Origin of the sequence: Nocardia sp. NPDC049707 (assembly GCF_040674855.1) — a bacterium.
Classification (GTDB): Bacteria; Actinomycetota; Actinomycetes; order Mycobacteriales; family Mycobacteriaceae; genus Nocardia.
Map to the genome: position 1 here is coordinate 33911 of NZ_JBFANN010000021.1, position 22033 is coordinate 55943.

At 63.2% G+C, this 22033-nt stretch carries 23 protein-coding genes and 1 pseudogene; 14 read left to right on the forward strand and 10 right to left on the reverse strand.

The window, feature by feature from the left end:
* Positions 1-44 precede the first annotated feature (44 nt).
* From AB0J29_RS19895 to AB0J29_RS19915, 5 genes are all read right to left on the reverse strand, one after another.
* Positions 45-659, reverse strand: coding sequence for a sigma factor (locus AB0J29_RS19895; protein WP_364787899.1), 615 nt, complete (start codon positions 657-659; stop codon positions 45-47).
* Entirely contained in the window at positions 656-991 is a 336-nt protein-coding gene (locus AB0J29_RS19900; RefSeq protein WP_364787902.1) for a YciI family protein, read from the reverse strand. The genes AB0J29_RS19895 and AB0J29_RS19900 overlap by 4 nt, the downstream gene beginning before the upstream one ends.
* Before the next feature lie 68 nt (positions 992-1059).
* The gene (locus tag AB0J29_RS19905; RefSeq protein ID WP_364787905.1) at positions 1060-2265 is read right to left on the reverse strand and encodes a hypothetical protein; all 1206 of its coding nucleotides are present in this window, start codon (positions 2263-2265) and stop codon (positions 1060-1062) included.
* 23 nt (positions 2266-2288) lie between these two features.
* Positions 2289-2708 (reverse strand): hypothetical protein, encoded by a 420-nt coding sequence (locus AB0J29_RS19910; RefSeq protein WP_364787908.1) that lies wholly within the window; start codon positions 2706-2708, stop codon positions 2289-2291.
* A 265-nt stretch (positions 2709-2973) separates the two neighbouring features.
* A complete protein-coding gene (locus AB0J29_RS19915; RefSeq protein WP_364787911.1) occupies positions 2974-3792 on the reverse strand; it encodes an RNA polymerase sigma factor in 819 nt (272 codons plus the stop codon).
* Positions 3793-4327: 535 nt separating this feature from the next.
* Between AB0J29_RS19915 and AB0J29_RS19920 the strand changes: the two genes are divergently transcribed.
* Entirely contained in the window at positions 4328-4600 is a 273-nt protein-coding gene (locus AB0J29_RS19920) for a hypothetical protein (protein ID WP_364787914.1), read from the forward strand.
* A 187-nt stretch (positions 4601-4787) separates the two neighbouring features.
* On the opposite strand, the gene AB0J29_RS19925 is transcribed toward AB0J29_RS19920, so the two are convergent.
* Positions 4788-5627, reverse strand: coding sequence for an SDR family NAD(P)-dependent oxidoreductase (locus tag AB0J29_RS19925; RefSeq protein ID WP_364787917.1), 840 nt, complete (start codon positions 5625-5627; stop codon positions 4788-4790).
* A gap of 99 nt (positions 5628-5726) precedes the next feature.
* Between AB0J29_RS19925 and AB0J29_RS19930 the strand changes: the two genes are divergently transcribed.
* Complete coding sequence (locus AB0J29_RS19930) at positions 5727-6146, forward strand: MarR family transcriptional regulator (protein WP_364787920.1); 420 nt, start codon at positions 5727-5729, stop codon at positions 6144-6146.
* 740 nt (positions 6147-6886) lie between these two features.
* The gene (locus AB0J29_RS19935) at positions 6887-7429 is read left to right on the forward strand and encodes a hypothetical protein (protein ID WP_364787923.1); all 543 of its coding nucleotides are present in this window, start codon (positions 6887-6889) and stop codon (positions 7427-7429) included.
* Positions 7430-7452: 23 nt separating this feature from the next.
* Here the strand turns inward: AB0J29_RS19935 and AB0J29_RS19940 are convergent, their stop codons facing one another.
* Together AB0J29_RS19940 and AB0J29_RS19945 are read right to left on the reverse strand one after the other, a co-directional pair.
* Complete coding sequence (locus tag AB0J29_RS19940; protein ID WP_364787926.1) at positions 7453-7587, reverse strand: hypothetical protein; 135 nt, start codon at positions 7585-7587, stop codon at positions 7453-7455.
* Positions 7588-8133: 546 nt separating this feature from the next.
* Positions 8134-8682, reverse strand: coding sequence for a TetR/AcrR family transcriptional regulator (locus AB0J29_RS19945; protein ID WP_364787929.1), 549 nt, complete (start codon positions 8680-8682; stop codon positions 8134-8136).
* 132 nt (positions 8683-8814) lie between these two features.
* Between AB0J29_RS19945 and AB0J29_RS19950 the strand changes: the two genes are divergently transcribed.
* The 3 genes and pseudogenes from AB0J29_RS19950 to AB0J29_RS19960 all read left to right on the forward strand — a co-directional run bounded on the left by AB0J29_RS19950 (position 8815) and on the right by AB0J29_RS19960 (position 10471).
* Complete coding sequence (locus AB0J29_RS19950) at positions 8815-9735, forward strand: alpha/beta fold hydrolase (protein WP_364787932.1); 921 nt, start codon at positions 8815-8817, stop codon at positions 9733-9735.
* Positions 9736-10039: 304 nt separating this feature from the next.
* Positions 10040-10162, forward strand: a pseudogene (locus AB0J29_RS19955) (helix-turn-helix domain-containing protein); the annotation flags it as partial.
* A gap of 129 nt (positions 10163-10291) precedes the next feature.
* On the forward strand, positions 10292-10471 hold the full coding sequence (locus AB0J29_RS19960) for a hypothetical protein (protein WP_364787935.1): 180 nt from the start codon (positions 10292-10294) through the stop codon (positions 10469-10471).
* A 33-nt stretch (positions 10472-10504) separates the two neighbouring features.
* Here AB0J29_RS19960 and AB0J29_RS19965 read toward each other — a convergent pair whose 3' ends face one another.
* On the reverse strand, positions 10505-10741 hold the full coding sequence (locus tag AB0J29_RS19965) for a 3'-5' exonuclease (protein ID WP_364787938.1): 237 nt from the start codon (positions 10739-10741) through the stop codon (positions 10505-10507).
* A gap of 332 nt (positions 10742-11073) precedes the next feature.
* Between AB0J29_RS19965 and AB0J29_RS19970 the strand changes: the two genes are divergently transcribed.
* The 3 genes from AB0J29_RS19970 (at position 11074) to AB0J29_RS19980 (ending at position 15698) form a co-directional block, all read left to right on the forward strand.
* Complete coding sequence (locus tag AB0J29_RS19970; RefSeq protein ID WP_364787941.1) at positions 11074-12516, forward strand: MFS transporter; 1443 nt, start codon at positions 11074-11076, stop codon at positions 12514-12516.
* Positions 12513-13925 carry an amidase family protein gene (locus tag AB0J29_RS19975; RefSeq protein WP_364787944.1) on the forward strand — a complete coding sequence of 471 codons (1413 nt, stop codon included), beginning with the start codon at positions 12513-12515 and terminating at the stop codon, positions 13923-13925. Before AB0J29_RS19970 ends, AB0J29_RS19975 begins: the two co-directional genes overlap by 4 nt.
* 384 nt (positions 13926-14309) lie before the next feature.
* Complete coding sequence (locus AB0J29_RS19980) at positions 14310-15698, forward strand: MFS transporter (protein WP_364787947.1); 1389 nt, start codon at positions 14310-14312, stop codon at positions 15696-15698.
* Position 15699: 1 nt separating this feature from the next.
* On the opposite strand, the gene AB0J29_RS19985 is transcribed toward AB0J29_RS19980, so the two are convergent.
* Positions 15700-17367 carry a helix-turn-helix domain-containing protein gene (locus AB0J29_RS19985; protein WP_364788127.1) on the reverse strand — a complete coding sequence of 556 codons (1668 nt, stop codon included), beginning with the start codon at positions 17365-17367 and terminating at the stop codon, positions 15700-15702.
* Between the two features lie 192 nt (positions 17368-17559).
* Between AB0J29_RS19985 and AB0J29_RS19990 the strand changes: the two genes are divergently transcribed.
* From AB0J29_RS19990 to AB0J29_RS20010, 5 genes are all read left to right on the forward strand, one after another.
* A complete protein-coding gene (locus AB0J29_RS19990) occupies positions 17560-18012 on the forward strand; it encodes a heme-binding protein (RefSeq protein WP_364787950.1) in 453 nt (150 codons plus the stop codon).
* Between the two features lie 136 nt (positions 18013-18148).
* Positions 18149-18868: an iron-containing redox enzyme family protein gene (locus tag AB0J29_RS19995; RefSeq protein ID WP_364787953.1), complete on the forward strand. Its 720-nt coding sequence runs from the start codon at positions 18149-18151 to the stop codon at positions 18866-18868.
* A 99-nt stretch (positions 18869-18967) separates the two neighbouring features.
* Positions 18968-19303 carry a Rieske 2Fe-2S domain-containing protein gene (locus AB0J29_RS20000; protein ID WP_364787956.1) on the forward strand — a complete coding sequence of 112 codons (336 nt, stop codon included), beginning with the start codon at positions 18968-18970 and terminating at the stop codon, positions 19301-19303.
* A 28-nt stretch (positions 19304-19331) separates the two neighbouring features.
* The gene (locus AB0J29_RS20005) at positions 19332-20567 is read left to right on the forward strand and encodes an FAD-dependent oxidoreductase (protein WP_364787959.1); all 1236 of its coding nucleotides are present in this window, start codon (positions 19332-19334) and stop codon (positions 20565-20567) included.
* Positions 20567-22009, forward strand: a complete 1443-nt coding sequence (locus AB0J29_RS20010) for an aldehyde dehydrogenase family protein (protein WP_364787962.1) — start codon at positions 20567-20569, stop codon at positions 22007-22009. The genes AB0J29_RS20005 and AB0J29_RS20010 overlap by 1 nt, the downstream gene beginning before the upstream one ends.
* Positions 22010-22033 lie beyond the last annotated feature (24 nt).

Consider the following 22033-nt stretch of genomic DNA (forward strand, 5'->3'; position numbering starts at 1 on the left):
CTTCGAGATTATGGGACCGTCCACACGCGACCTGAGGAATCCGGTCAGTCGATGAGGGCGGTCGCTTCGACCTCTACGAGCACATCCGGCTCGAACAGGTAGTCCACGCCGATGAGAGATGCTGGTGGCAGCGGCAAACGGGAGCCCGATCTCCTCGGCGACCTGCTCGATCCCCGCCATGAACTCGCCGATCTTTCCAGTCGGTGACGTAGAAGGTCAGTCAGCCGAAGGACGTCGGGGAAGCTCGTGCTCAGACCTGTCAGCGCCCGTAGCGTCAGGGCGACCCGGGCAGGGAACGGCAGAGCGGGATGGCAGCACGTGAAGATCAGCCGTAACCGCTCGTCCGGAATCTCCTCGGCCGACGGCTCGATAGGATCCCGCTGCAGCACAGCAAGCTGCCGCAACTTCGCCGCCCCCGTTGCGTTCCGCCGCAGCCGATCGGTCGCCCGGTGACGTGCCGTGGTCGTCAGCCACGCACCCGGACGAGCCGGAACACCATCGCGTGCCCACGTCGCCAGCGCGGCGGCAAACGCGTCCTGCGCGCAGTCCTCCGCCAGGTCCCAGTTCCCGGTCAGCCCGATCAGCGTGGCGACCACTTGGCCCCACTCGTCCCGATACGCCGCATCGACCGCGGCCCGAACCGCCTCCGGCGCGGTCATTCCCAGACGGGGCGGACCTCGACACAACCCCGGCTCGCGTAGGGGTGCCGGGCCGCCATCGCGAGCGCCTCGTCCAGATCCGCGCACTCGACGATGTCGATACCGCCGATGAAGTCCTTCGTCTCCGCGAACGGACCATCGGACACCAGCGTCTCCCCATCCCGGACACGGACCGTCGTCGCATCCGCCACCGGGCGCAACCGCGCACCACCGACAATGGCTCCCCGCCGATCCACCTCCGCCCCATACGCCTGATACGCCGGGTCCGCCGCAATCTCCTCCATGGTCGGTGACACCTTCTCATCGTCACAGATCAGGAACACATACTTCATGAGGCCACTATGCCCGACCCGTCCGAACGCCACACCTCTGCCAACGATCTGCCGCCGCCCCACCGGGATCACGGTTGATTGCCCCAACTGCCGCAACCAGCTCGCTGCACAGATTGTTTCGGATCGGTGAGACGGTGTGGGTTGCTGCCGTCGCTGTTCATCACCCAAAGCTCACGGAACTCGACTCCTCGTGTGGACTCCGGATCGCGGGCGGCGCGGGTGTAGAGGATCTTCGTGCCGTCCGGCGAGAACGACGGGCCCCACCCGTCGTCGTTGAGCAGTCGGATGTTGTGACCATCGATGTCCATCACGTAGATCCCGGACCGGCCATTGTGAGCGCGGTTGCTGGCGAAGACGATCCCGGCTCCGTCCGGGGTGAAGACCGGATTGGAATTGTCATTCGGATCGCCCGGCAGCAGTTGCCTCGCACCGGTTCCATTCGATGCCATCACCCAGATAGCTCCGGTTTTGGCGACCAGGAGCTTGGAACTGTCCGGTGAGAATGCGGGACGATCCGTCGAGCCCTCGCTGTCGGGGTCCTCGACGCGACCGGATGGAACAGGGACGTTAGCGCCGGGAATGACGATGACGGGGAGGCCGGGGAGGGCTGTCGGGGCGGGATCGGGGATCACGCCGAGTTGCTTCAGCTCGCTGCCATCGGCGTTCATCACGTAGACGGCATGACCACGAACGAACGCGATCTGGGTGCCGTCGTGAGAGAACGTCGGGGAGGTGTACCAGGTGTACCCACCGTCGTTGAGTTTCCTGACGTTGCTGCCGTCGGGATCGATGACCGTGATCGTGTACCCACCGACGACGATTTTCGAGCCGTCACGGGCAAAGCTCGGACAGGCGCCGTCGCCGATCCGGGTGACCCCGGTGCCGTCGGGATTCATCACGAAGATCGAGTACCCGTCGCCAGCGAACACGATCTGCGCCGGACGCGACGACTGGTCAGCATCCGCACCGCAGCCGACGATCAGCCCCGACACGGCAACGGTGATGGCGACGGCCCGCAGCAATCGGCTTCTCGCCCCGACGATATCGCCCACCAAACTCACACCAGGCGCAGGCGTCTGCGCCGACGCACGCTCATGTTCTTTCCGGTCCCGCCCATTCCCGCCCACCTTCACCGTGCGACCGATCAACATGCCGGTCCGGCCGACGATGCCAGCCCAGCGCGTGGGAGTGAGGATGCTCGACATGTCCAGCATCGTCCCCGGACCCCCCACAAACCGCTTACCAATCCTGGGAATCCAGCGACCGAACTTCATGAGGGCGGGGCCAACACAACCCGTCACACCGGGGCCAAATCAGGTTGACATAGCCAGTTATTCCGGGTTCCGTTCGTCGGCGAGTGCTCGCGCGATCTCATCGCTGAACGGATTGCGTGCGCGCTTGTGCCACTTGCCTGCGGACGGAATGCGGCCACGAATGCTGGTTCCAGCCCGATGTCGGCGACCCGGCCGGACGCCACTGCGCGGTAGAGAATCTTGCGGGCGTAGTTGAATGTCGTTCGCCGGGTGGTATGGGTGACGATCACGGGCGCGCCGTCGCGGCGGACCTTGGCCAGCGAGGTGAGCCCGTGGCGTTCGCGATGCAGGTGGTCAGCGACGAATCGCTGCCCGTGTTCTTCGCCGAGTAAACGTGGGTCGTGACCGCCCTCGGGGGCATCGACCTCCAGGAACGCCGAGAGCTCGACGAAAGCGCGGCGCATCTGGTCGAACGGATTACGGGTGCGCGGACACTCAGGCGATCGCAGCAGCTCGGCCGAATGATCCCAGAGCAGGTTGCGCAGCCATCGCTGGAAATCGCATTCAAATCGAAATAGCTTGCGGCACTGGGGAAGCGGCGACCGAAGCGGTCGGTCTCGATGAATCCGGCGTCGCGGGTGTCGGCCGGGCTGTAGTAGATCACCCGTAACCAGTCGATAGTCTCGCGGGCTATGTTCTTCATGCGCCCCCCGACGCATTCTCCGAGCTTCATGGCTTTGTAGTCATGGGCGTCGAGGGCGGCCATCGAGGTGTAGCTGTGCAGACGGCAGAGATCGGCCAGTTTCTGGAGGGTATCGATGTCCCAGAGAGTGCGCTCACCCACCTGAGCGTGAGCGAACAGACCCCACTTGAGTCGTCCGTGAAGATGATGTGGTGCGGGTCGCGGTTGACCAGCACCTCGATCTTTTTGCGTGCCGCGTCCCTGAGTTGGTAGGCGACCGTCCGTGTCGTCCCCAGCGCGGCTGCGACCTCCGCACCGTTCATCTCTACCGCCCAGCTGAGATACGCGGCCTGAAATTCTCTGTTGGTCAGGTCTTCTCGCAGCACCCGCCAGAATCTATCGAGCACATCGACGGCCAGAACGCGTTCACTGGGATCCGACGCCACGGGGGGTCTCGCTAAGGCCTGCACGGTCTCATGTGTGGGATCGGGAACTGCGATCTCCCTGCGGTTCCTACGGTAGAAGTCGATAACGCGAGAGTTCGCTGTCATGATCAGCTTCGCCCGCACGTGAGTGTGCGACATCGCAGCGATGGCATCGCCGTGTAAGCGCCACAGTTCCAGGAAGACCTCGTGGGCGAGATCCTCAGCGAGACAGGAATTTCCACGCAACGCGAACTTCAGATGTGAACGAAGGCGCTGATACTCACGTACGTAAATGTCCCTGATCGACGACAAATCCTCGCTATCGGAAGCTTCCGTCATGCCCGCGGTCTCTTCTGTGGCATCAACTCGACTGGCGTGACCACGTCCATCGCTGGGACGGTTGCTACTTCGATCACATGCGATGCGATCGATGATCCGCACTGGTTGATTCTGATCACTCGGCTACCGGCAGGTGCTTCACGCAAGATCATTCGTGTATCACGATGCTGCTGGCAGGCTCGAATACAACCGATCAGTCCTGACCCGACAGTCCCCAGGATGGGGATGAGAACAAACCACAGCGGGCCTGACCACGGTAGGTGGCTCCAGGAGGACATCGTCATGCAGGGTAATCGTTTTCCGGCCACAGAATCTCTGGATCGGCAGGTCAGGCCGAACCATCTGACCGCCGACGCCAGTAGTCAGTGACTATGTGCGGTGAGGGCTAAGCGCCGGATCGGGCAGAGATGTTCCTCGACCCCCTAAGCGCCGGATTTCTCAACGATGTTCCTCGCCCCCGGACCAGGGAGGATTCCGCTCATGACCACCCCCGACCCTGCCGCGATGGCTACCGCGATGCGCGACGCGCAGCAGGCCGCCGACGCCGCCCGCTGGCAGGCAGCCGCTACGCACCTGGCCAGCGCCGCAGCCCTGGCTGCCGCCGACACCGCGAGCGCGCCGCAGGCCCGGCCCACGCGTGCCGCCCGCCCCGCAGGCACAGCCCGCACCCGCCTCGGCTCCGGATGTGGACGCGGCGGCGGTGGCCGCGCACCTGCGGTCCTTGGCCACCCTGGACGATGGGGCGGCGTACCTGGACAGCTTGGGCCTGAAGGCCCCGGCTCTGCGGGCGGTGGCCGCGCAGCTGCACCTGACGCGAATCGACCGGCTCAGCGCCCCCGCGCTGCGGGCGCGGATCGTGCAGCAGGCCATTGGCGCGCGGAACAAGTTCGCCGGACTGCGGCACTGGTAGTTCCTCCGCGACGACAACGCGGAAAGGCCCGTGACGGTGCATTCTGCGCGGTCCTATCCCGCGACCGGGCCCAGCTCCCGAAGGGACTGTCCATCCAGGCCGTACGTACCGAATTCCCTTTTGGCAGTTAACTTCGGTGTCGGGATACGGGCTTCCTGGGTTGGGCAGGGCTCTCGGAACGCCGATTTCAGTTGGTGCTGGTGTTCTGGGTGATCCAGCTGCTGGTCATCGTCTGCACGGCCGAGCCGTCACCGTCGGTGAGTTTCACGGCGGTGAAGGCGCGCGCTGCATCGGAGGTCTGCACGCGGAAGGCGGGCCGCTCGATGTTCAGCAGCTCGACGATGGTTGCCGCCGCACCCTGGGGTGTCTGCGCGGCGGCGAAGGCTTCGCGGGAACGCGCCAGGTAGGCGCTCAGCGCGGGCGCGTACGGGCCGGCCTGCTCGAGCGCGGCATCGCGCCCGCCCACGTTAACGACGAATTCGCTGGCCACCGCGCCGGGCTCGACCACACTTACAGCCACGCCGACCGTCGCCATAACCGGCGCGAGGGACTCCATGAAGCCCTCGACGGCGAACTTGGCCGCGCAGTACGCCTCGTTGAACGGTTGGCCCACCACGCCGCCCACGCTGGTCACGGTCACCACACGGCCTTTACTCTTCCGGAGCAAGGGCAGTGCCGCCTTGGTGACGTGCAAGACGCCGAAGAAGTTGACCTCCATGACAGCGCGCACGTCCTCGACGCTTCCCTGCTCCAGCGTGCCGAGGTGGCCCGCGCCGGCGTTGTTGACCAGAACGTCCAGGCGGTCGAGACCGGCCAGACAGGACGCGCTCGACTCCGGGTCGGTCACGTCCAGCGCGCGGACATCGATACTCACCCCGGCTTCCTCCACCGCCGCGAGCAGCGCGCCCGCCTTGGTGGTGTCGCGCATGGTGGCCACGACGCGCCAGCCGCTCTGCGCGGCGGCGACGGCGGTGGCCAGGCCGATGCCGGAGGAGGTGCCGGTGATCAGGACGGTCTTGGTGCTCAATGCAAGGCTCCCTTGCTTATGATTCATAACTATTATGACTGATGATAACTATGGTCAGTTATAGTCATATTTGTCAAGCACATGGATAGAGTGGACCTCATGTCCACGTCATCGGATGAGCTGACCGGGGCGGTCGTCGGCCTCTTCGCGGCCATCAACCGCCGCTACGCACACGAATACGAGGCCGCCGCTGCCGCTCACGAGCTGACCACGCTCCAGGCCAAGGCGTTGCTTGCCGCCGAGAACTCGGTCCCGACCCGATCCGTCGCCGAAAGCCTGGGCGCGGAGCCCTCGAACGTCACCGCGATCATCGACCGCCTCGAGTCCCGCGGTCTGGTCGAGCGCCGTCCCGCCCCGGGTGACCGCCGCATCAAGCTCGTCGCCGCCACCGCAGCCGGCCGCACCGTCACCGCCGATCTCCGCGCGCGTACACCCTTCGCTTCTGCCCCACTCCACCGACTTACCACACAGCAGCGCGAAACCCTGCACCGACTGCTGCAACTGATGCTCGACGCCTGACCGCAGCCAGCCCTATTCCGCTCAGGACAAGACATCCATGCGTCCTCAGCGCGCATGAGAACCTAATCGGCCGGTCCCTCCACCGAACAAATAGCGGGAGCCCGGCCGCGCAGACCGGCCTGGGGCACCAATGACGGCAGCGAACGGCAATACGCGTTTTGCCGGAGCCTCTAGGACAAACCTTACCCGTGATAACAGGCTGTTATCCGGGGTAACAGTTGGAGGCGCGCTGCGACGACCCTGTCGCGGCGCAACGTGAAGCGGCCCCGTTATCCGGGGCAAGCGAACAGGAGTGGTCCGATGACGGCGAGCGTGACCCGGATCCGCACCGCCGCGCCCCGCACCCTGCGCGGATCGGCCGAGGCCTTCCTCGACACCGTCCGCTCGCCGCGCCTACGGCATCGCCCTCGTCAAGACCATCAACCAGCTCGACGGCGCCGCCTCCGATATCCTCCCCGGACCCAGCCGCCCCCTCGACACGGTCGGCGACGACGAGATCGGGGACGCCCTCGAAATCCTGTGGGGCAGCGCAGCAGTCAACACATGGAACGCCCGCCGCGCGGCCGTGGGCAAGTGGCTGGCCTGGTGCCGCGACCAAGGCTGGGACGCACCCGCTGTCCCCACGTCGGCCGCACGATCCACCCCCGCCGGACTCCGACACCCCGGTCCGCTCCCGCACCGCGATCGACCGGCTCATCACCCGGCGCGACGTCCACCTGCGGGAGAAGACGCTGTGGCGGATGCTCTACGAAACCTGCGCTCGCACAGACGAACTGCTCGGAATCAACATCGAAGACCTTGACCTGCCTGGACGCTGCGCCCCGGTGAAATCCAAGGGCGCCAAACCACGCACCCGCCGCCGCGGCGCCACCCACCACGAGCACGTCCTCGAAACCGTCTACTGGGACGCCGGCACCGCCCGGCTGCTACCGCGGCTGATCCGCGACCGGACCCACGGACCGATCTTCCTCACCCATCGCAAACCCGGCCCCGGCAAATACCTCACCGACCGCGACGTATGCCCCGACACCGGCCGAGCCCGGCTCTCCTACGACCAGGCCCGCGATCTACTAGACGCCGCCACCGCCACCGCCGGGCCCGGTACCAGATGGGATCTGCACGAACTCCGCCACTCCAGCCTGGCTGTGGCTCGGTGTAGCCGCCCTCGTGACCGCCGGCCACTGACCCCCGTACCCGCGACAAGGCCCCAGGACCACGAGTCCTGGGGCCTTGTCGCGCCAGGGATGCTTCTCGGCCTCGTCGAGCAATCTCAGCGCCTGTAAGAGGTGCACCGCCGTCTGGGTGTTCACCACGCGGATACCGACAGCAGCAGCACCGCCGCTGCCGCAGTGAGCACCACCACGCACACCACGAAGCGCCACAACGCCGCCCACCCGTCCATCGCCTTGCGCACCGTTTCACCGATCTGCGACCACATCACCGGCCCTTGTGTTCATAATGAACCTCCCTTGTTTCGGGCACAGGGCATCACCGCCGAGCGACGATGGAGTTTGCGTCGATCGGACCGCTGAGGTTGGAGGCGCTCCAATTTCGGAGCCGGAAATGCTCTATGCCGTAAGCATTTTCGGTCGCCGGAACAGAGCCGGACAATAGGCAGGAGGGCTCAATCAGTTGTCCAGTTCTTGGGCACGCTGGTCAGCGCCGGAAAATATTCCACGAGCAGGGACGGCTCGGGTTCGGACGATGACGCCGAAGTGCAGCTGCGGCACAGCATTTCCGCTGGCCAAGCCATTGTCGTTGTTTTCCGCGCGATTACTACCGGAACCCCGGCGGCCGCGGCGCGGTGCGCTGCAGCGGTCGCAGCAGTCGATTCGACTGTCTCGGGCATCGCCCCGGCGCTTCGGGTGCGGCGTCGTGATGGGCCTGCCACAGCTCGTAGAGCAATGGCCTCATTCGCTGATCGGCCCACCTCTCCGTGCTCGTCTGGGCCGGACTCGCCGACTACGGGCGGTGACCGCGACGGCGGTCAGGCCGGCGTGCGCTCGATCAATGCGGTGAGCGCGGCGCGCAGCTCAGGGCGGGCCGCGTCGGAATACAGTTCGGCCAGCGCGATCTCGGCCACCATGGCGATGACCAGGAGCGCCACCGCGGGCGGGTCCGCCCAGCCCAGCTGCTCGATATCGGGCGCGATCACCGCGGCGACCAGCTGGTTGCGGGCGTTCACCTCGTCGAGCAGATCGGTCTCGGTGCGGGACTGGGCGAGAAAGGCTTTGGTGCCCCGGGTGGCCAGGCAGGCGTCGAGGTAGGCGGCGAGGCCGGTGCGCAGTCGCTCGCGGCCGGGCGCGAGGTCGCCGACGGCGGCGAGGACGAGACCGGTCAGCTCGTCGTGATACCGGCGGTGCAGGGCGACGACATAGCTGCGTCGGTCCGGAAAGTGGTGATAGAAGGTGCCTTTCGCCATGCCAGCGGCCTGGACCACGGCATTGACCGACAGTCCGGCCAGGCCTGTGCGCGCGGCGACCTCCGCCCCGGCGTCGAGCAGGGCGTTGCGGCCCGGTTCCGCGGGTCGGGGCATGGCTGAAATCCTTTCCTGTGCTGTCTCTTCCCCCGAGGGTACACAGCGGCTAGTCTATGACCGACCGGTCGGTCACATGCGGCGCGAAGGGGGCATCGTGAGGCCGACCGGCATGAATCCCCGGGAGTACCCATGCGATCGGCCACCCGCTGCCTCACCGCCGCCGTCCTGTTCGCCGCCGCGCTCGCCGTACGCCCGGCCGCGGCCGACGAGCCGGATCCGTCCTACAGCTACTTCGGCGGACTGGCCGCCGAGTTCACCGCGCCCGGGCAGGCCCCGCCCGGCGCGAACGATTGGTCCTGCAAACCCGCTGCCGCGCACCCGAATCCGGTGGTGCTGCTGCACGGGCTATCCAATGACACCGTCACCTGGAACACCCTGTCCGCGGTCCTCGTGAACGCCGGTTACTGCGTGTTCACCACGACCTACGGCACCGGCGCGCTCGGCCCGGTCATGGGCGCCATCACGCCAGTCGAGACCAGCGCACGGCAGATCTCCGACTTCGTCGACCGGGTGCGCGCCGAAACCGGCTCGGACAAGGTCGATCTCGTCGGCCACTCGATGGGCGGCGCGGTGCCGTTCTACGCCCTGAACCACCTCGGCGCTATCCCGAAGATCGACCGCTACGTGGCGCTGGCCGCGCCGCTGCACGGTTCCACGGTCAGCGGCCTCGCGAACCTGCAGAAGCTGCTCGAATCCACCGCGCCCGGAGCGGAACTGGCTGCGCAGTGCGGGCCGTGCCAGCTCTCGCCCGGCTCGAAGGTCGCCGTCGACCTGAACGCGGACCCAGCCCTCGCACCGGACATCCGGTTCACCACCGTGGTCTCCCGCTACGACGAGATCGCCACCCCCTGGACCACCGGCCTGCTGGACGGGCCCAATGTGGACGACGTGGTGCTGCAGGACCTCTGCCCGACCGACTACACCGAGCACTACGAACTGCCCGCGGATCCGGTCACGGTGCGCGTGGTCCTCAATGCCCTCGACCCTGCGCACGCCGCACCCGTCTCCTGCACGGTCGTCCTGCCTTTCGCAGGACCGCTGGGTCGATAGCAATCCGCCATTCGAGTGCGGTAGATCGATCATGTCGATCGCCTGCGGGATCCGGCAGTGTTGGACCGCAATGAACCGATGTCGCTGCTGCCAGCGACCCGAGACCTGCGCTCGCCTGATCATCGCCCTGACAGGACCGCCAGCATCCGTGCTGCACCGCGAGCCGGGTGACCGTGTCGGGTTGGACTCGATTGCGGCTGGGCCGCATGGACGTTCACTGGCATTTGTCATGACGAGGAACTACTGACATTCCAGCGACGACGAGGCGTGGGGGAGCCTGAAAGTCCTTGCATGCCCTACGGCCAAGGCCGGCCAGTTGCGTGAGCGTGCCGCGGCGGGTGAGTCGAAGTCGTTGCTGGCCAAGGAATTCGGCATCAGCCGCGAAACCGTCTACAGCTACCTGCGCGCCGACACCGTTCGAATCTGAATTCACCGTGATCGCATCGGAAAACGGCGTAGCCTTCGCGTCCGGTCTTGTCTCAGAATCGAGTAGTGAATCCGGTTGTACAGCAAGTTGTCGCTTCCGCCTGAAGACTGGTTCTGGCCCACTTTTTTCGTGATCTTCGAGGACTGGATCGGCGAAGTTGCCGACGAGGAGATCTCCCGTGCGGTGAAGGTCAAAAAGCAGTTCCTGTCGGAGATTACGCTGTACCGCATGAACGGCGCGGGTATCCGCGCCTACCAGTTGCGCTACGAGCCAGGTTCGCTGTCCCGGATATGGCGCGGGGATGTGTAAACGTTCGGTCCTGATCCGCTGTTCGACAGCGGATCAGGAGCGGCTCCCAACGGGTAGATAGGGACTGGGTTTGCCGTGCCAACTCACCCGCAGAACGTCCCTGGCCCGAGTCGCGGCGACGAGTAGCAGTGACCGAGCTTTACGGTGTTCGCGGTCATAACGCGGTGGGTCGTCGGTCCGGTAGCGCTCGATGGTGCTGCGCGGGATGATGCTGTCGCCGGCTCCGACAATGGTGAGGCGTTGGTATTCGAGACCTTTGAATCGGTGCATGGTTCCGATGTTGGCCGAGGTTCGGAGGCATCATGCCTACGACTGCGACCGGCCCGTCACGCCCCTGCTGACCACCGGAAGGGCTACTTCGACGACACCTATGACTGTGATTCAAGTCACTATGCACAGCTTCCGTCCTCTGTAGTGTGCACTTTCGTTGTTGACGGCCCAGCCGATGTCCGAGAAGCTAAGGCCTGCTAAAGCCGCCGAACCGGAACAAATCCATACATCCTCAATCCGTTCACCCGCCCGAAGGTAATGACCTTCGAGGAAGGGGCGGACTCCAGCATCTTTCCAATCTCAGGACCGACCCTTTCAGAGCGGAGATAGCTATGCAGGCAGACACCCGCCGCGCATCACGAACTGGGAATGAAAACCCTCCCACGCTGAGGTCCCTGCCAAAGAAAACCCGACGAGTCACGAATGCCGCAGCACTCGGATTCTACGTCGACGTCATCGATATCTACCTTCCCACTGTGGTTCTCGCGCCCGCCATAATCTTTTTTGCCCCACCCGAAAGCAGTTTGGCGACGAGCACCACGATGTTCTACATCATTTTCGCCGCCACCTTGTTGGCGCGTCCGTTCGGCGCAGTTGTATTCGGTCATATCGCCGATACGGTGGGTCGTCGACGCTCGGTGTCGATTGCGATTCCCTGCGTGGCTGTACTGACATTGGCGATGGCGGCACTTCCGGGATATTCCAGCATCGGAATAGTCGCTTACGTACTGATGCTAGCCGTCCGATTCATGGGTGGTTTCTTCATGGGAGGTGCAACGGCGGGCCTCCCAGCGCTGGCAATGGAGTCGGCACCCAAAAATTTGCGTGGAGCCGTCGGCGCATACACTAATATCGGATATCCGCTCGGTGCGGCGACGATCTCTGTCGCCGCCGCGATTGTGCTTCACTACCTGCCGGCCAACGGAATCGGCTCTTCCTATGTCCAGTGGGGCTGGCGGATGCCCTTTGTGCTCGGCGCCGTCGCAACGCTGGGCTTCCTGATCTACTTCCGAAAAGTTGTCACGGAATCACTGCCTGCTGAGTCGCAAGAGCAGGGCACTACTCCTCGGCGCCGACCACTCGTGGAACTCACTCGAGGGCGGAACCGACGATCACTGATTCAGATCCTCATAATGATGTCGGGGGTGTGGCTCGGCTTTCATGCCATCTCGTCTGCTGTCCCCGGCGTTCTGGTCAACTATCTTGGCCAATCGGCCTCGACAGTAAGCCAAGGACTGGTCGCGGCAAACATTATTCTCGCCTTCTGCTACTTCGGTTACGGCGCACTTGGTCAACGCATCGGCCGTAGAAAAGTACTCATGTGGGCCGGAGTATCAGTGACGACGTTAGGGGCATCCCTCTATGCGGTTGCCCTTTTAAATGCCTCGAATGGCGGTTCCGGTGTAGTCACGATGGCCTTGATCGGTATCTGTATCGTCTTGGCAGCAGGTATCTTTCCGGTGTCAGTGACGTACATTACCGAGCGCTTTCCGACAAGCGTGCGAGCCACCGGATTCGCTGTTGGTTATTCAGTGGCTACTATGCTTCCCGCTCTGTACAGCTTCTACATGCTCGGCCTCGAACTCTTGGTTCCCTATTCATACACCCCGGTGATTCTAGTCGTTATTGCCGGCTGTTTGACGACCTACGGTGCTTGGCTGGGGCCGGAGACGCGAGATGTTGACTTGGATGCGGTAGGCGCCGATCTCGGTGAATCCAATTCGCTGACAAGCAATATGGATGACCTGCAAGCCGGAGAGGTGCTACAGAAGTGAATGCCAACCCTGTATGGACTTTGTCCGCAAACGAAATCGCCAATTCCGTCCATCGACGGGATCTCAGTGCCAGTGAGGTTTTGGAATCTCACATCGAGCGTATCGAGATCGTAGACGGCGCCGTCAACGCTCTGCCCGTTCTGTTGCTCGACGAGGCTCGCGCTGCCGCAAACGCAATCGATGCAGACGCCGCGAAACGCTCAGGACTTTTGGCCGGGGTGCCGGTAGTGGTCAAAATCAACACTGCGGTAGCCGGACAACCGAATACAAACGGGTGTCCCGGCTTAACCAAGAAGGTTGAGGAAGAAGATTCCTGGGTTGTTGCGTCACTTCGCCGTCAAGGTGCCGTCGTCGTCGGCATGGCGAATGCGCCGGAATTCTCGCTTCGGTGGCATACCTCGAATCCGCTGTTCGGTACCACCGTAAACCCTCATGTACCGGACCGAGTCGCCGGCGGATCAAGTGGTGGTTCTGCCGCCGCGGTCGCAACCGGCATGGCGCCTTTGGCTCACGGCAACGATCAGGGTGGGTCATTACGGCATCCAGCTTCTTGCTGCGGAGTTGTCGGACTGCGGCCGACTATCGGGCTCACTCCTACAGATGGGGCTCGAAATAGTTTCGGTGCGAAACTCTTCGGTGCCGAGGGCGTGATCTCGCGCAACGTCAAAGATGCCGAACTCGGCTTGCGTTCGATGATCTCCGCCCGCCCCCGTGGCTTTCCGGCGCCGGAACTCCCCGAGGCTACTTCGGATTCGAAGCGGCTACGTATCGGCGTGATCGCGGAGCCGGGCGGCACAGTGTCATCAGAAGTGACGGCAGCGCTCGAGAAAGCCTGCGCCGTGTTCGAGGGGTCCGGTGCAGAGGTGGAGTATGTCGACCCGGTGTGGATTCGCGACTTGGAACAGACCCGCGGATCCATCGTCTACCACGAGACCAAGACGCAATGGAAAGCGAAGCGTCTCTTGGCCGATCCGGATACGACACTGCGTTCACTGGAATACATGGAGAGCTACTTCTCGACCTCCGGACTCCTCACCGACTATCTGAGCGCACTGAATCGACTGACAGAGCTCACCACGCGCTGGCATGAGTTTGCATCCGAATACGACGCTCTCATCGGCCCGGTCAGCATCGAACCACCGTTCGAGGTCGAGATGGATACCGGCGGTGAATCTCGCGCGCATCAGGTCATAGACTCGATGCGCTTCGTTACGGCTATTTCAGCGACAGGCTCTCCTGTCGTGTCCGCTCCGGTTACGCGAACAGCTGCCGGTCCTCTCGGTATTCAAATTGTGGCTCCACTTTGGCACGATTACCGTTGTCTGCAGATCGCCGGAATCCTCGAGCGGGAAATCGGATCTGTTGCTCCCATCGATCCGTCTCCTGTCTCGATTACACAGACTGTCTGAAGGCTGCGCCCACGCTTCGCCGACCTCTCTTCGACCCGACTCGCGATCCTTTCCCGAGCCGGGTCGAAGAAGCGTCATGCCCGTGCGAAACCCGAAGTGCCTCAAACTTCGTTGGCGCCGGACGTTACACAAGACGAGACGGGATCGTCACCGGCAAACGTTCCGGCAAGTCCTGTCAGTGCCACCCCCGCACATACCGAAAACGGCAATGCGTACGGTGCCTTCCCAAGTGCGCGGCCATCCCGACCAGGCGGCGTCCACAGCGCTGCCACCGAATCGAATAAATTGAACAATCCGAGTCTGGTACCTACCGTACCGGCCGGTGATCTGTCGGCCACGGCATATCGGGGCGATCTCCCAGCGTTATAGAAACGGAAAAACATAATGCGTTCGAAGCTCGATTCGGTTGACGGGACAACTTATTCGGCGACCGACCGCGGCATCGGGACCAGTCCGGCGCTCGCTGCACTCCTCATCGGAACGTTTGTCGGCACCGTCAGCAACAACATCGTCAACGTCCCGCTCAATGCGATCCTGGATGAGTACGACGCATCCCTCGGCAGTGGGATCTTCGTAGTAGTCGGTTTCTTGCTGACCTTCGCGGCAGCAATGCCGTTGGCAGGTTGGATCGGAGACCGATTCGGTCGACGGCGCGTGTACTGCGGGGCCCTGCTGGGTTCAGCGGCGTGCTCGCTCGGTGCTGCGTTGGCCCCCACGTTGCCGGTTCTGGTCGCATGGCGTTCGTTGGGCGGTTTGGCTGCCGCTGCTTTCGCGCCCGCCGTCATGGGCCTTATCGCGTGGCTGTTCGGTCCCGCTCGCCGAGCGCGTGCTGTCGGAGCCTGGGCTGCTGTCAACGGTCTCGGCCAGGCGGTGGGCCCGTCGATGGGCGGCGTGATCAGTGATTGGTGGGGATGGCGTTGGACTTTCGTGCCGCTGATACCCATTGCCATCATCGGCTACCTGGCGACGATGAAGTGTGTACCGAAGTACCCGGGGCGAAGGATGACGCTCGACGGTTGGTCTGCTGCGTCACTCACCGGCGGTGCGGCGCTGATGATTCTCGGCATCACGGCAATCTCCGAAGAGGGTATTCCGGTGTGGCTGAAGTTGATCGCACTCGGACTCGGCCTTGCCCTCCTGGTGCTTTTCGCACTTCGCACTCGGCGGAGCGCGAACCCTTTCGTTCCGATCGAATTGATACTCGAAACTCGTTTTCTCAGAAGTGCTTTCGCTGCATTCGTGCAGATGTTCGCGTTAGGGGCGACGCTGCTGGCGGTACCCCTCTACCTGACCGACGCGGGTAGTTCCACATCGCAGGCAGGATTGTTGCTGTTCGTTCTGCCCGTCACGATGACATTCGCGGCGACTGTTGCCGGACGTGTCATCGACCGGGTCGGGCCTCGCATCGTCATGCGTACCGGACTGATCGTGTTGGCCTGCAGTCAAATCGGATTGGCTGCGCTACTACGGCCGTCGTTGCAGCTTTCTCATGCGGCGCTGGTGGCGATTCTGGTGGCGGCAGGGCTCGGCATCGCGATGGTACAAACGCCGGCCGCCGCCGGATCGACGCGATCACCGGCGGGAGCGATGGGAACTGGTCTGGGCGTGTTCAATCTGATCCGCTTCGGGGGAACCGCCGTCGGCGCGGCGTGGGTCGGCATCGCTCTGCATGCCGGCGCTGCATCCTATGCATTGCTGTTCGGTGTTGCTGCCGTGATGGTTTCGGCAGGCTTCGGCATCTCGTTCGCAGGTCGAAACCCGGTAGACGGGTAGTTCACCCGCGCGGGGATACCTCGCGGGCAACGTTGTCACGAACCGTGGAAAGAAGGTCGAGTCGGAGTGCCAACCAGACGATGAACTGATTCTCGGGTCGGCGAATGTCCATGCCGATGATCTTCGATGCGCGGTTGAGCTTGGAGATGATGGTATTGCGATGGATCTGCAATCGTCTGGCTGCGGCGTTCAGATTCCCGCCCGCTTCGAGATAGGCGAAGAGGAACTCCTCGACGTCGTTTGCCCCGTTGCCTGCACGAAGTGGTTCGAGCACGTCGGCGATCAATCGGCGGCTCTCCTCGGTACCCGACGCAGCTTCTAGGACGCTGAAGCCGCGGAGGTCTCGATATGCAACCGACCCGGAGAGGTTGAGCCGCGTGGCTATACCGAGCGCGATCCTGGCCTCACGGTAGCTCTCGCCGATGTTCACCGCACCGTGCGCCAAGCGTCCGTGAGCAATGGGAATCGGTTGGCCCAGACGTGCTTCGAGATCACGTGCGATTTCCTCGGCATACTCCGATATCTCCAGGTCGCGACCAGACCGAATTGGGCGAATCACCACCAGTACATCGCCGATGACGGTGACGTGCGATCGGATGTCAGGATGGGGGAGCACACCTGCGGCGTATCGCGCCAGACGCATCAGGCTCGCACTCGGACCGTCGTGCGAGCGTGACGTCAGGCCGGGTGCCACGAACACCATGTAGTCCAGGTCCAGATCGATCTCGTGTAACGCCGCCCTTGTCCGCAGGTCGAGTTGGTTGGCAAAATTGTGGTGTACGAGGGCCTGGACGAAGTCGCCACGTGCGCGTTCCTCTGCTTCGTCGACGCTTCGCTGGCGCAGCATCTCCGTCCCGATAATGGTGCCTGCCTGTTCGGCTACTACCGAGTACTGAGCGATATCGTGCCTGCGCGCCTTGCCCTCTCCGACGAGGACGACGATCCACCCTTCGTGCCGACCGGCGAGTTGCATTGCTCCGGCAACGGCTAGTGGATAGGGCGATCCGCCCAACTCGAGAACTCTCACATCGTGACCGTGACCAACCAGTCGTTCGCTTCGGGTCGGTAGCACCTCCGCCAGATGGTTCAGCAATACAACAGAACTTTGCGACGTCGTGTCTTTCAGACCGGACGCGGCGATGAGGTCGCCGCGGACATCGAGCGCCAGCGCAGGGTTGGCCGTGAGCATCGATACTTCGCGAATGAGAGTCGGCAGACCTGCGCCTCGGTGCAGCAGGGTCACCAAGGCTTGGTGAACCATCACCCGGTACCGCATCACGTGCGCCTCTTGCGTCAACGCTCGTTCGGCGAGAAGTCTGTTCATCGCGGTGAAGCCGACCGGAGAACCGATCTCGAACACCGGTACTTCGTCCGGCCATCTGCTGTCCGCGGGGGCGACACCGTCGATGATCAGTACTGCTGCGCCTCGCGCGGCGAGCGAACTCAAGTTTCCATGGTAATTCGCAAGTGCGTCCGACCGCACATACACCGCTACCTCGGCAAGCGATTCGGGCCGATTCAGTACCTCATCCCAGGGCAGGCACCAGGTCACCGGTCGGTCGAGTTGATCTTCGCCGGAGAGTATCCGCCCGTTCGCAAAGACCGGTTCTTCGAGTAGACCTCGGATCGACAACCGTTCGGTTTCGGCATGATCGCCAGAATCGTTCAACGTTCGCTCCCTCTCGGCCATGGCTCGAATACGCCGATTCAGAACAGTATGACCGACATAATAACCATGCAATACGTGCACTATGACCCGAAAAGCCTCGGAAATATGGCTACTTTGCCTAGGGCAATCCGTCGGCGGCGCTGATAGAAATCCGTAATACAACCTCCAGCCGACACGAAGAAGGAGACGCTCATGCATCGAATTCACCGCATCACCCTCGACGACGCACTCCCGATCCTCGCCGCAGGACGAGCCAAAGCCGACGAGATCGGTGTCAAACAGACGTTGTGCATTGTCGATGACGGTGCCAACGTCATTGCCCTGCATCGGTTGCCCGGAGCTCGCATCACCGGGGTGGACATCGCCATCGCGAAGGCTTTCACGGCTGCCGGACACGAGCGGGCAACGCACCTGTTCAACGAGGCGCCCGACGGTCCCGCGCTCCCCGGTAACGAGGCCTTCGGCATCTCACACATGCTGCCGGGCAAGTTCGCGATCTTCGTCGGCGGGTTCCCGCTTTCGTTCGAGGGACAGATCGTCGGAGGAGTGGGAATCAGCGGAGGAAATGGCAAGCAGGACAAAGCCGTTGGTGCAGCAATGCTCGCGGAGTTCGAAGCGCTGACCGCCGCCTACGCCCGAGATTGAACACAACGCACACGAAACCCGTTGATATCGAGTCACTTTGACCGTGGCTCCAGCCCGGCGGCCTCGATAGCGTCGAATCAGGGCTCGTCAACGAAGAGCCATCACCCACACATCGCATCAGAAAATGGGGCATCTCATGACCGAACTTTTGAACCGCGACGACTTCCGCGCCGCACTCGAGAACGCCATCAAGGGCCGCGAAGCATCCAACGCCTCGTTCAGCAAGGCATGGGCCGATGGCAAGCTCGAGAAGAAGCACTTCGCACGCTGGGCCGAGAACCATTACCACTACGTGGGACCATTCGCCGACTACCTCGCGAACATCTATTCGAACACCCCGGACGAGTTCACCGGCGCCAAGGACTTCACGCTGCAGAACATGTACGAGGAAGAGCTGGCCGACATTCGGCACACCGACCTGCTCATCAAGTTTGCCGAGGCATGCGGCACCACCAAGGAGCGGGTCGAGGACCCGTCCAACATGAATGCGATCACCCGCGGACTTCAGTCGTGGTGCTACGCAGTATCTCAGCGCGAGCACTTCGTCGTCGCAACGGCAGCGTTGGTCGTCGGTCTCGAATCGCAGGTACCGAGCATCTACAAGAAGCAGATCATCCCGCTTCGCGAGGTCTACGGCTTCACCGAGGACGAGATCGAGTTCTTCGAGCTCCACATCACCTCCGATGTGGTGCACGGCGAGCGCGGATATCAGATCGTGCTCGATCACGCCGATACGCCCGCACTGCAGCGGCGTTGCCTGCAGCTGGTCCAGTGGGGTGCTGAGATGCGGTTCTCCTACACCAAGGGGCTGTACGACACCTACGTCGCACCGGATCTGGAACTGGCCGACGCCTGATTTTTACAGCATGTCGGGGCAAGCCCGGACATCATCCGTCCGGGCTGCGCCGCGGCGCAAGTCCTGTAGTTAATTCCGCCGACAACCTAAGGATCGACAGTGGAGACGACCTGGACGCTGGCAACCACGGTGAGTGCGCTCGGCAGCCGAAAGAAGCTGCGCGTCGAGATCGGCGACGTAGCTGTCGGGCTCTTCCAAGCGGGTGGCCGCATCTATGCCTTCCAAGACATGTGCGTGCATCAGGATCGCTCGCTGACCAAGGGCACTCTGTTGCACGGTCGAGTGATCTGCCCTGGGCATCAGTGGGCATTCGACCTCGAGACCGGTTACGAGGAAGACCAAGACCTTTGCCAGCCGACATACCCGGTGAAGATCGAAAATGACGAGATCTACGTCGATCTGACGCGGCGCCCCACCTACACACCGGCGACCTGAAGCAGCACCGAAGAGAGCGAGTGAGCGCATGCCGTCCAACACTATCGTCGCTATCGGCGCCGGCCAGACCGCCGCCGTTGCGGCACGCACGCTTCGGCGACGAGGATTCGACGGTCGAATAATCCTGATCGGCGACGAATGCCATGCGCCGTATCAGCGACCGCCGTTATCGAAGGAGTTTCTCGCCGGCCAGTGCGAGTCGGAATCGCTGATGCTCCTCCCCGAAGCATGGCGCGAAAAGAACGACATCGAACTGCTGTCCGGTTCTTCCGCAGTGAGAATCGATTCCGTAGCGGGCGCTGTCGAACTCGCGGACGGCCGCACACTCACGGCTGACTCGGTACTGATCGCCACGGGTGGCCGCCCTCGCACCATGGCAGTCGAAGGCTCAGAACCCGAACGTGTCCACTACCTCCGAACCATCGACGATGCGCAGCGCCTCGCCGACGTGCTCCGACCGGGCGCTCGGCTCACTCTTATCGGTGGCGGCTTCATCGGGCTCGAAATTGCTTCTACTGCTGCCCAACTCGGTGTTCAGGTCACGGTTCTCGAAGCCGGCCCACTGCCACTGTCGCGACTGCTCGGCGACCGTGTCGCTCGAGCATGCGCTGAACTACAGCGCAGCAACGGAATCGAAGTACGAACATCGGCAACTGTCGAGAATATCTCGAGCGATAGCTCCGGGGTTCGAGTGCGGCTCGCCGGAGGCGAACTCATCTCGTCCGACCTGGCGGTCCTCGGCATCGGAATCGAGCCGAACACCGCGGTAGCGGAAGCATCCGGAATCACTGTCCGGCACGGCATCGTCGTCGATGCCCAAGGGCGCACATCGATCCCATCGGTGTACGCCGCAGGCGATGTGGCAGCACGGTTCTCCGACCGAGCAGGACGGCACATACGCGTCGAACATTTCGACAATGCCAGCAAACAGGGCGCCGCCACCGCAAACCTGATGCTTGGCCGTATCGGTGTCGTCGATCCAGCTCATTGGTTCTGGTCCGACCAGTTCGGTGTCAACGTGCAGTTCACCGGATCTGCGCAACACACCGACCTCGTCGTCAGGGGCGACATCAACGCAGGCGTATTCACCGCGTTCTACCTCGACGACGGCATTCTGCGCGGCGCCTGCGCATTCGACCGTGGAGAAGACATCGGTGCCGCCCGCGAACTGGTCGGGCGCGCACTCGACCCGAAAATCCTGGCAGATCCCGATGTCGAGCTCTTCGACCTGCTGGCCGACGACGAAGAGATGGTGACAAGCTGATGATCCACGGAAAAAACTACATCGATGGGCACTGGGTCCCGGCGCATTCGGGCGCAACGTTCGAGAGGCGCAACCCTGCCGATCGGTCGGATGTCATCGGCGTCTTTCCCCGATCGGACGCCTCGGACGTCCAGGCAGCCGTGTCCGCGCTCGCGAAGGCGGCACAGGGTTGGGCAGAGACCCCACCAGAGCGGCGCGCCGCCATTCTCGAGGGCGCGGCCACGCACCTCGAGCAGCACGCCGAGAGCCTGGTCGAAGAGCTCGTCAGGGAAGAGGGCAAGACGGTTGCCGAGGCCACGATGGAGGTCAGCCGTACGCCGATGAATTTCCGTTACTACGCAGCTGAGGCTCTCCGCACCGTCGGGGCCACCTACCCGTCGTCGGGTGACGGGCTGGTGATGACGCTACGCGAACCCGTTGGGATCGTCGGAGCAATCACGCCGTGGAACTTCCCGCTCAACATTCCCTCTCGCAAGCTCGGGCCTGCACTCGCCGCCGGCAACGTCGTCGTATTCAAACCATCGGAGCTAACCCCCTTGATGGGACAACGCCTGGTGGAAGCATTACTGGCAGCAGGGTTGCCCGGCAACGCGATCGCACTCGTTCAAGGAGACGGCGCTGCGGGAGCAGCCATCACCGCAGACGAACGCGTCGACGCCGTCACGTTCACTGGGTCCACCCAGGTAGGGCGAGCGATTCACGCAGCGGTCGGGCCGGCACGTCGCAGTCAACTCGAGATGGGCGGCAAGAACCCGGTAGTGGTGCTCGAAGACGCCGATCTCGACAAGGCAGCCGCACTGATCGTCAAGGGCGCATTCGGACTCTCAGGGCAGGCATGCACCGGCACCAGCCGCGTACTGGCCGTCGACGCGGTGCACGATGCGTTGCTCGACAGAGTTGTCGCGTTGGCCGCGGATATCGTCGTCGGGCCGGGCATGGAGAAATCAAGTGACATGGGCGCTCTCGCAAGCGGCGACCAATACCGGAAAGTACTCGACTACATCCGAATCGGAATCGACGAGGGCGCGGAACTGGTCACCGGCGGCAAAGCCCTCGACGACGGTGGCACGGGATTCTTCGTGGCCCCCACTGTATTCTCCGGCGGCACTGCCCACATGCGCATCGCCGCCGAAGAAATCTTCGGTCCGGTACTGCTGTTCATGCGTGCTGATGATTTCGAACATGCACTCGAGCTCGCCAACCACACCGAATTCGGGCTCAGCGCAGCCATTGTGACGTCCGACATCGGTTGCGCTCTGGCGTTCGCGCGCCGCTCCCGAACAGGTCTCGTCAAGATCAATCAGCCGACGACTGGCATGAATATGAACGTACCGTTCGGTGGATACAAAGCCTCGAGCACACAGACGAACAAGGAACAGGCTGGTGAATCGATGATGGCTTTCTACCAATCCGAAAAGACCGTGTACCTCGCTGCATCCTGAACAGTCCCTCCCCAATCGAGAAGA

Excerpts from the sequence above, each read along its gene's own strand:
- AB0J29_RS19895 (WP_364787899.1), bottom strand. The coding sequence starts at position 659 with ATGACCGCGCCGGAGGCGGTTCGGGCCGCGGTCGATGCGGCGTATCGG.
- AB0J29_RS19900 (WP_364787902.1), bottom strand. The coding sequence starts at position 991 with ATGAAGTATGTGTTCCTGATCTGTGACGATGAGAAGGTGTCACCGACC.
- AB0J29_RS19905 (WP_364787905.1), bottom strand. The coding sequence starts at position 2,265 with ATGAAGTTCGGTCGCTGGATTCCCAGGATTGGTAAGCGGTTTGTGGGG.
- AB0J29_RS19910 (WP_364787908.1), bottom strand. The coding sequence starts at position 2,708 with ATGCGCCGCGCTTTCGTCGAGCTCTCGGCGTTCCTGGAGGTCGATGCC.
- AB0J29_RS19930 (WP_364787920.1), top strand. The coding sequence starts at position 5,727 with ATGTCCACGTCATCGGATGAGCTGACCGGGGCGGTCGTCGGCCTCTTC.
- AB0J29_RS19935 (WP_364787923.1), top strand. The coding sequence starts at position 6,887 with ATGCTCTACGAAACCTGCGCTCGCACAGACGAACTGCTCGGAATCAAC.
- AB0J29_RS19945 (WP_364787929.1), bottom strand. The coding sequence starts at position 8,682 with ATGCCCCGACCCGCGGAACCGGGCCGCAACGCCCTGCTCGACGCCGGG.
- AB0J29_RS19950 (WP_364787932.1), top strand. The coding sequence starts at position 8,815 with ATGCGATCGGCCACCCGCTGCCTCACCGCCGCCGTCCTGTTCGCCGCC.
- AB0J29_RS19965 (WP_364787938.1), bottom strand. The coding sequence starts at position 10,741 with ATGCACCGATTCAAAGGTCTCGAATACCAACGCCTCACCATTGTCGGA.
- AB0J29_RS19970 (WP_364787941.1), top strand. The coding sequence starts at position 11,074 with ATGCAGGCAGACACCCGCCGCGCATCACGAACTGGGAATGAAAACCCT.
- AB0J29_RS19980 (WP_364787947.1), top strand. The coding sequence starts at position 14,310 with ATGCGTTCGAAGCTCGATTCGGTTGACGGGACAACTTATTCGGCGACC.
- AB0J29_RS19990 (WP_364787950.1), top strand. The coding sequence starts at position 17,560 with ATGCATCGAATTCACCGCATCACCCTCGACGACGCACTCCCGATCCTC.
- AB0J29_RS19995 (WP_364787953.1), top strand. The coding sequence starts at position 18,149 with ATGACCGAACTTTTGAACCGCGACGACTTCCGCGCCGCACTCGAGAAC.
- AB0J29_RS20005 (WP_364787959.1), top strand. The coding sequence starts at position 19,332 with ATGCCGTCCAACACTATCGTCGCTATCGGCGCCGGCCAGACCGCCGCC.
- AB0J29_RS20010 (WP_364787962.1), top strand. The coding sequence starts at position 20,567 with ATGATCCACGGAAAAAACTACATCGATGGGCACTGGGTCCCGGCGCAT.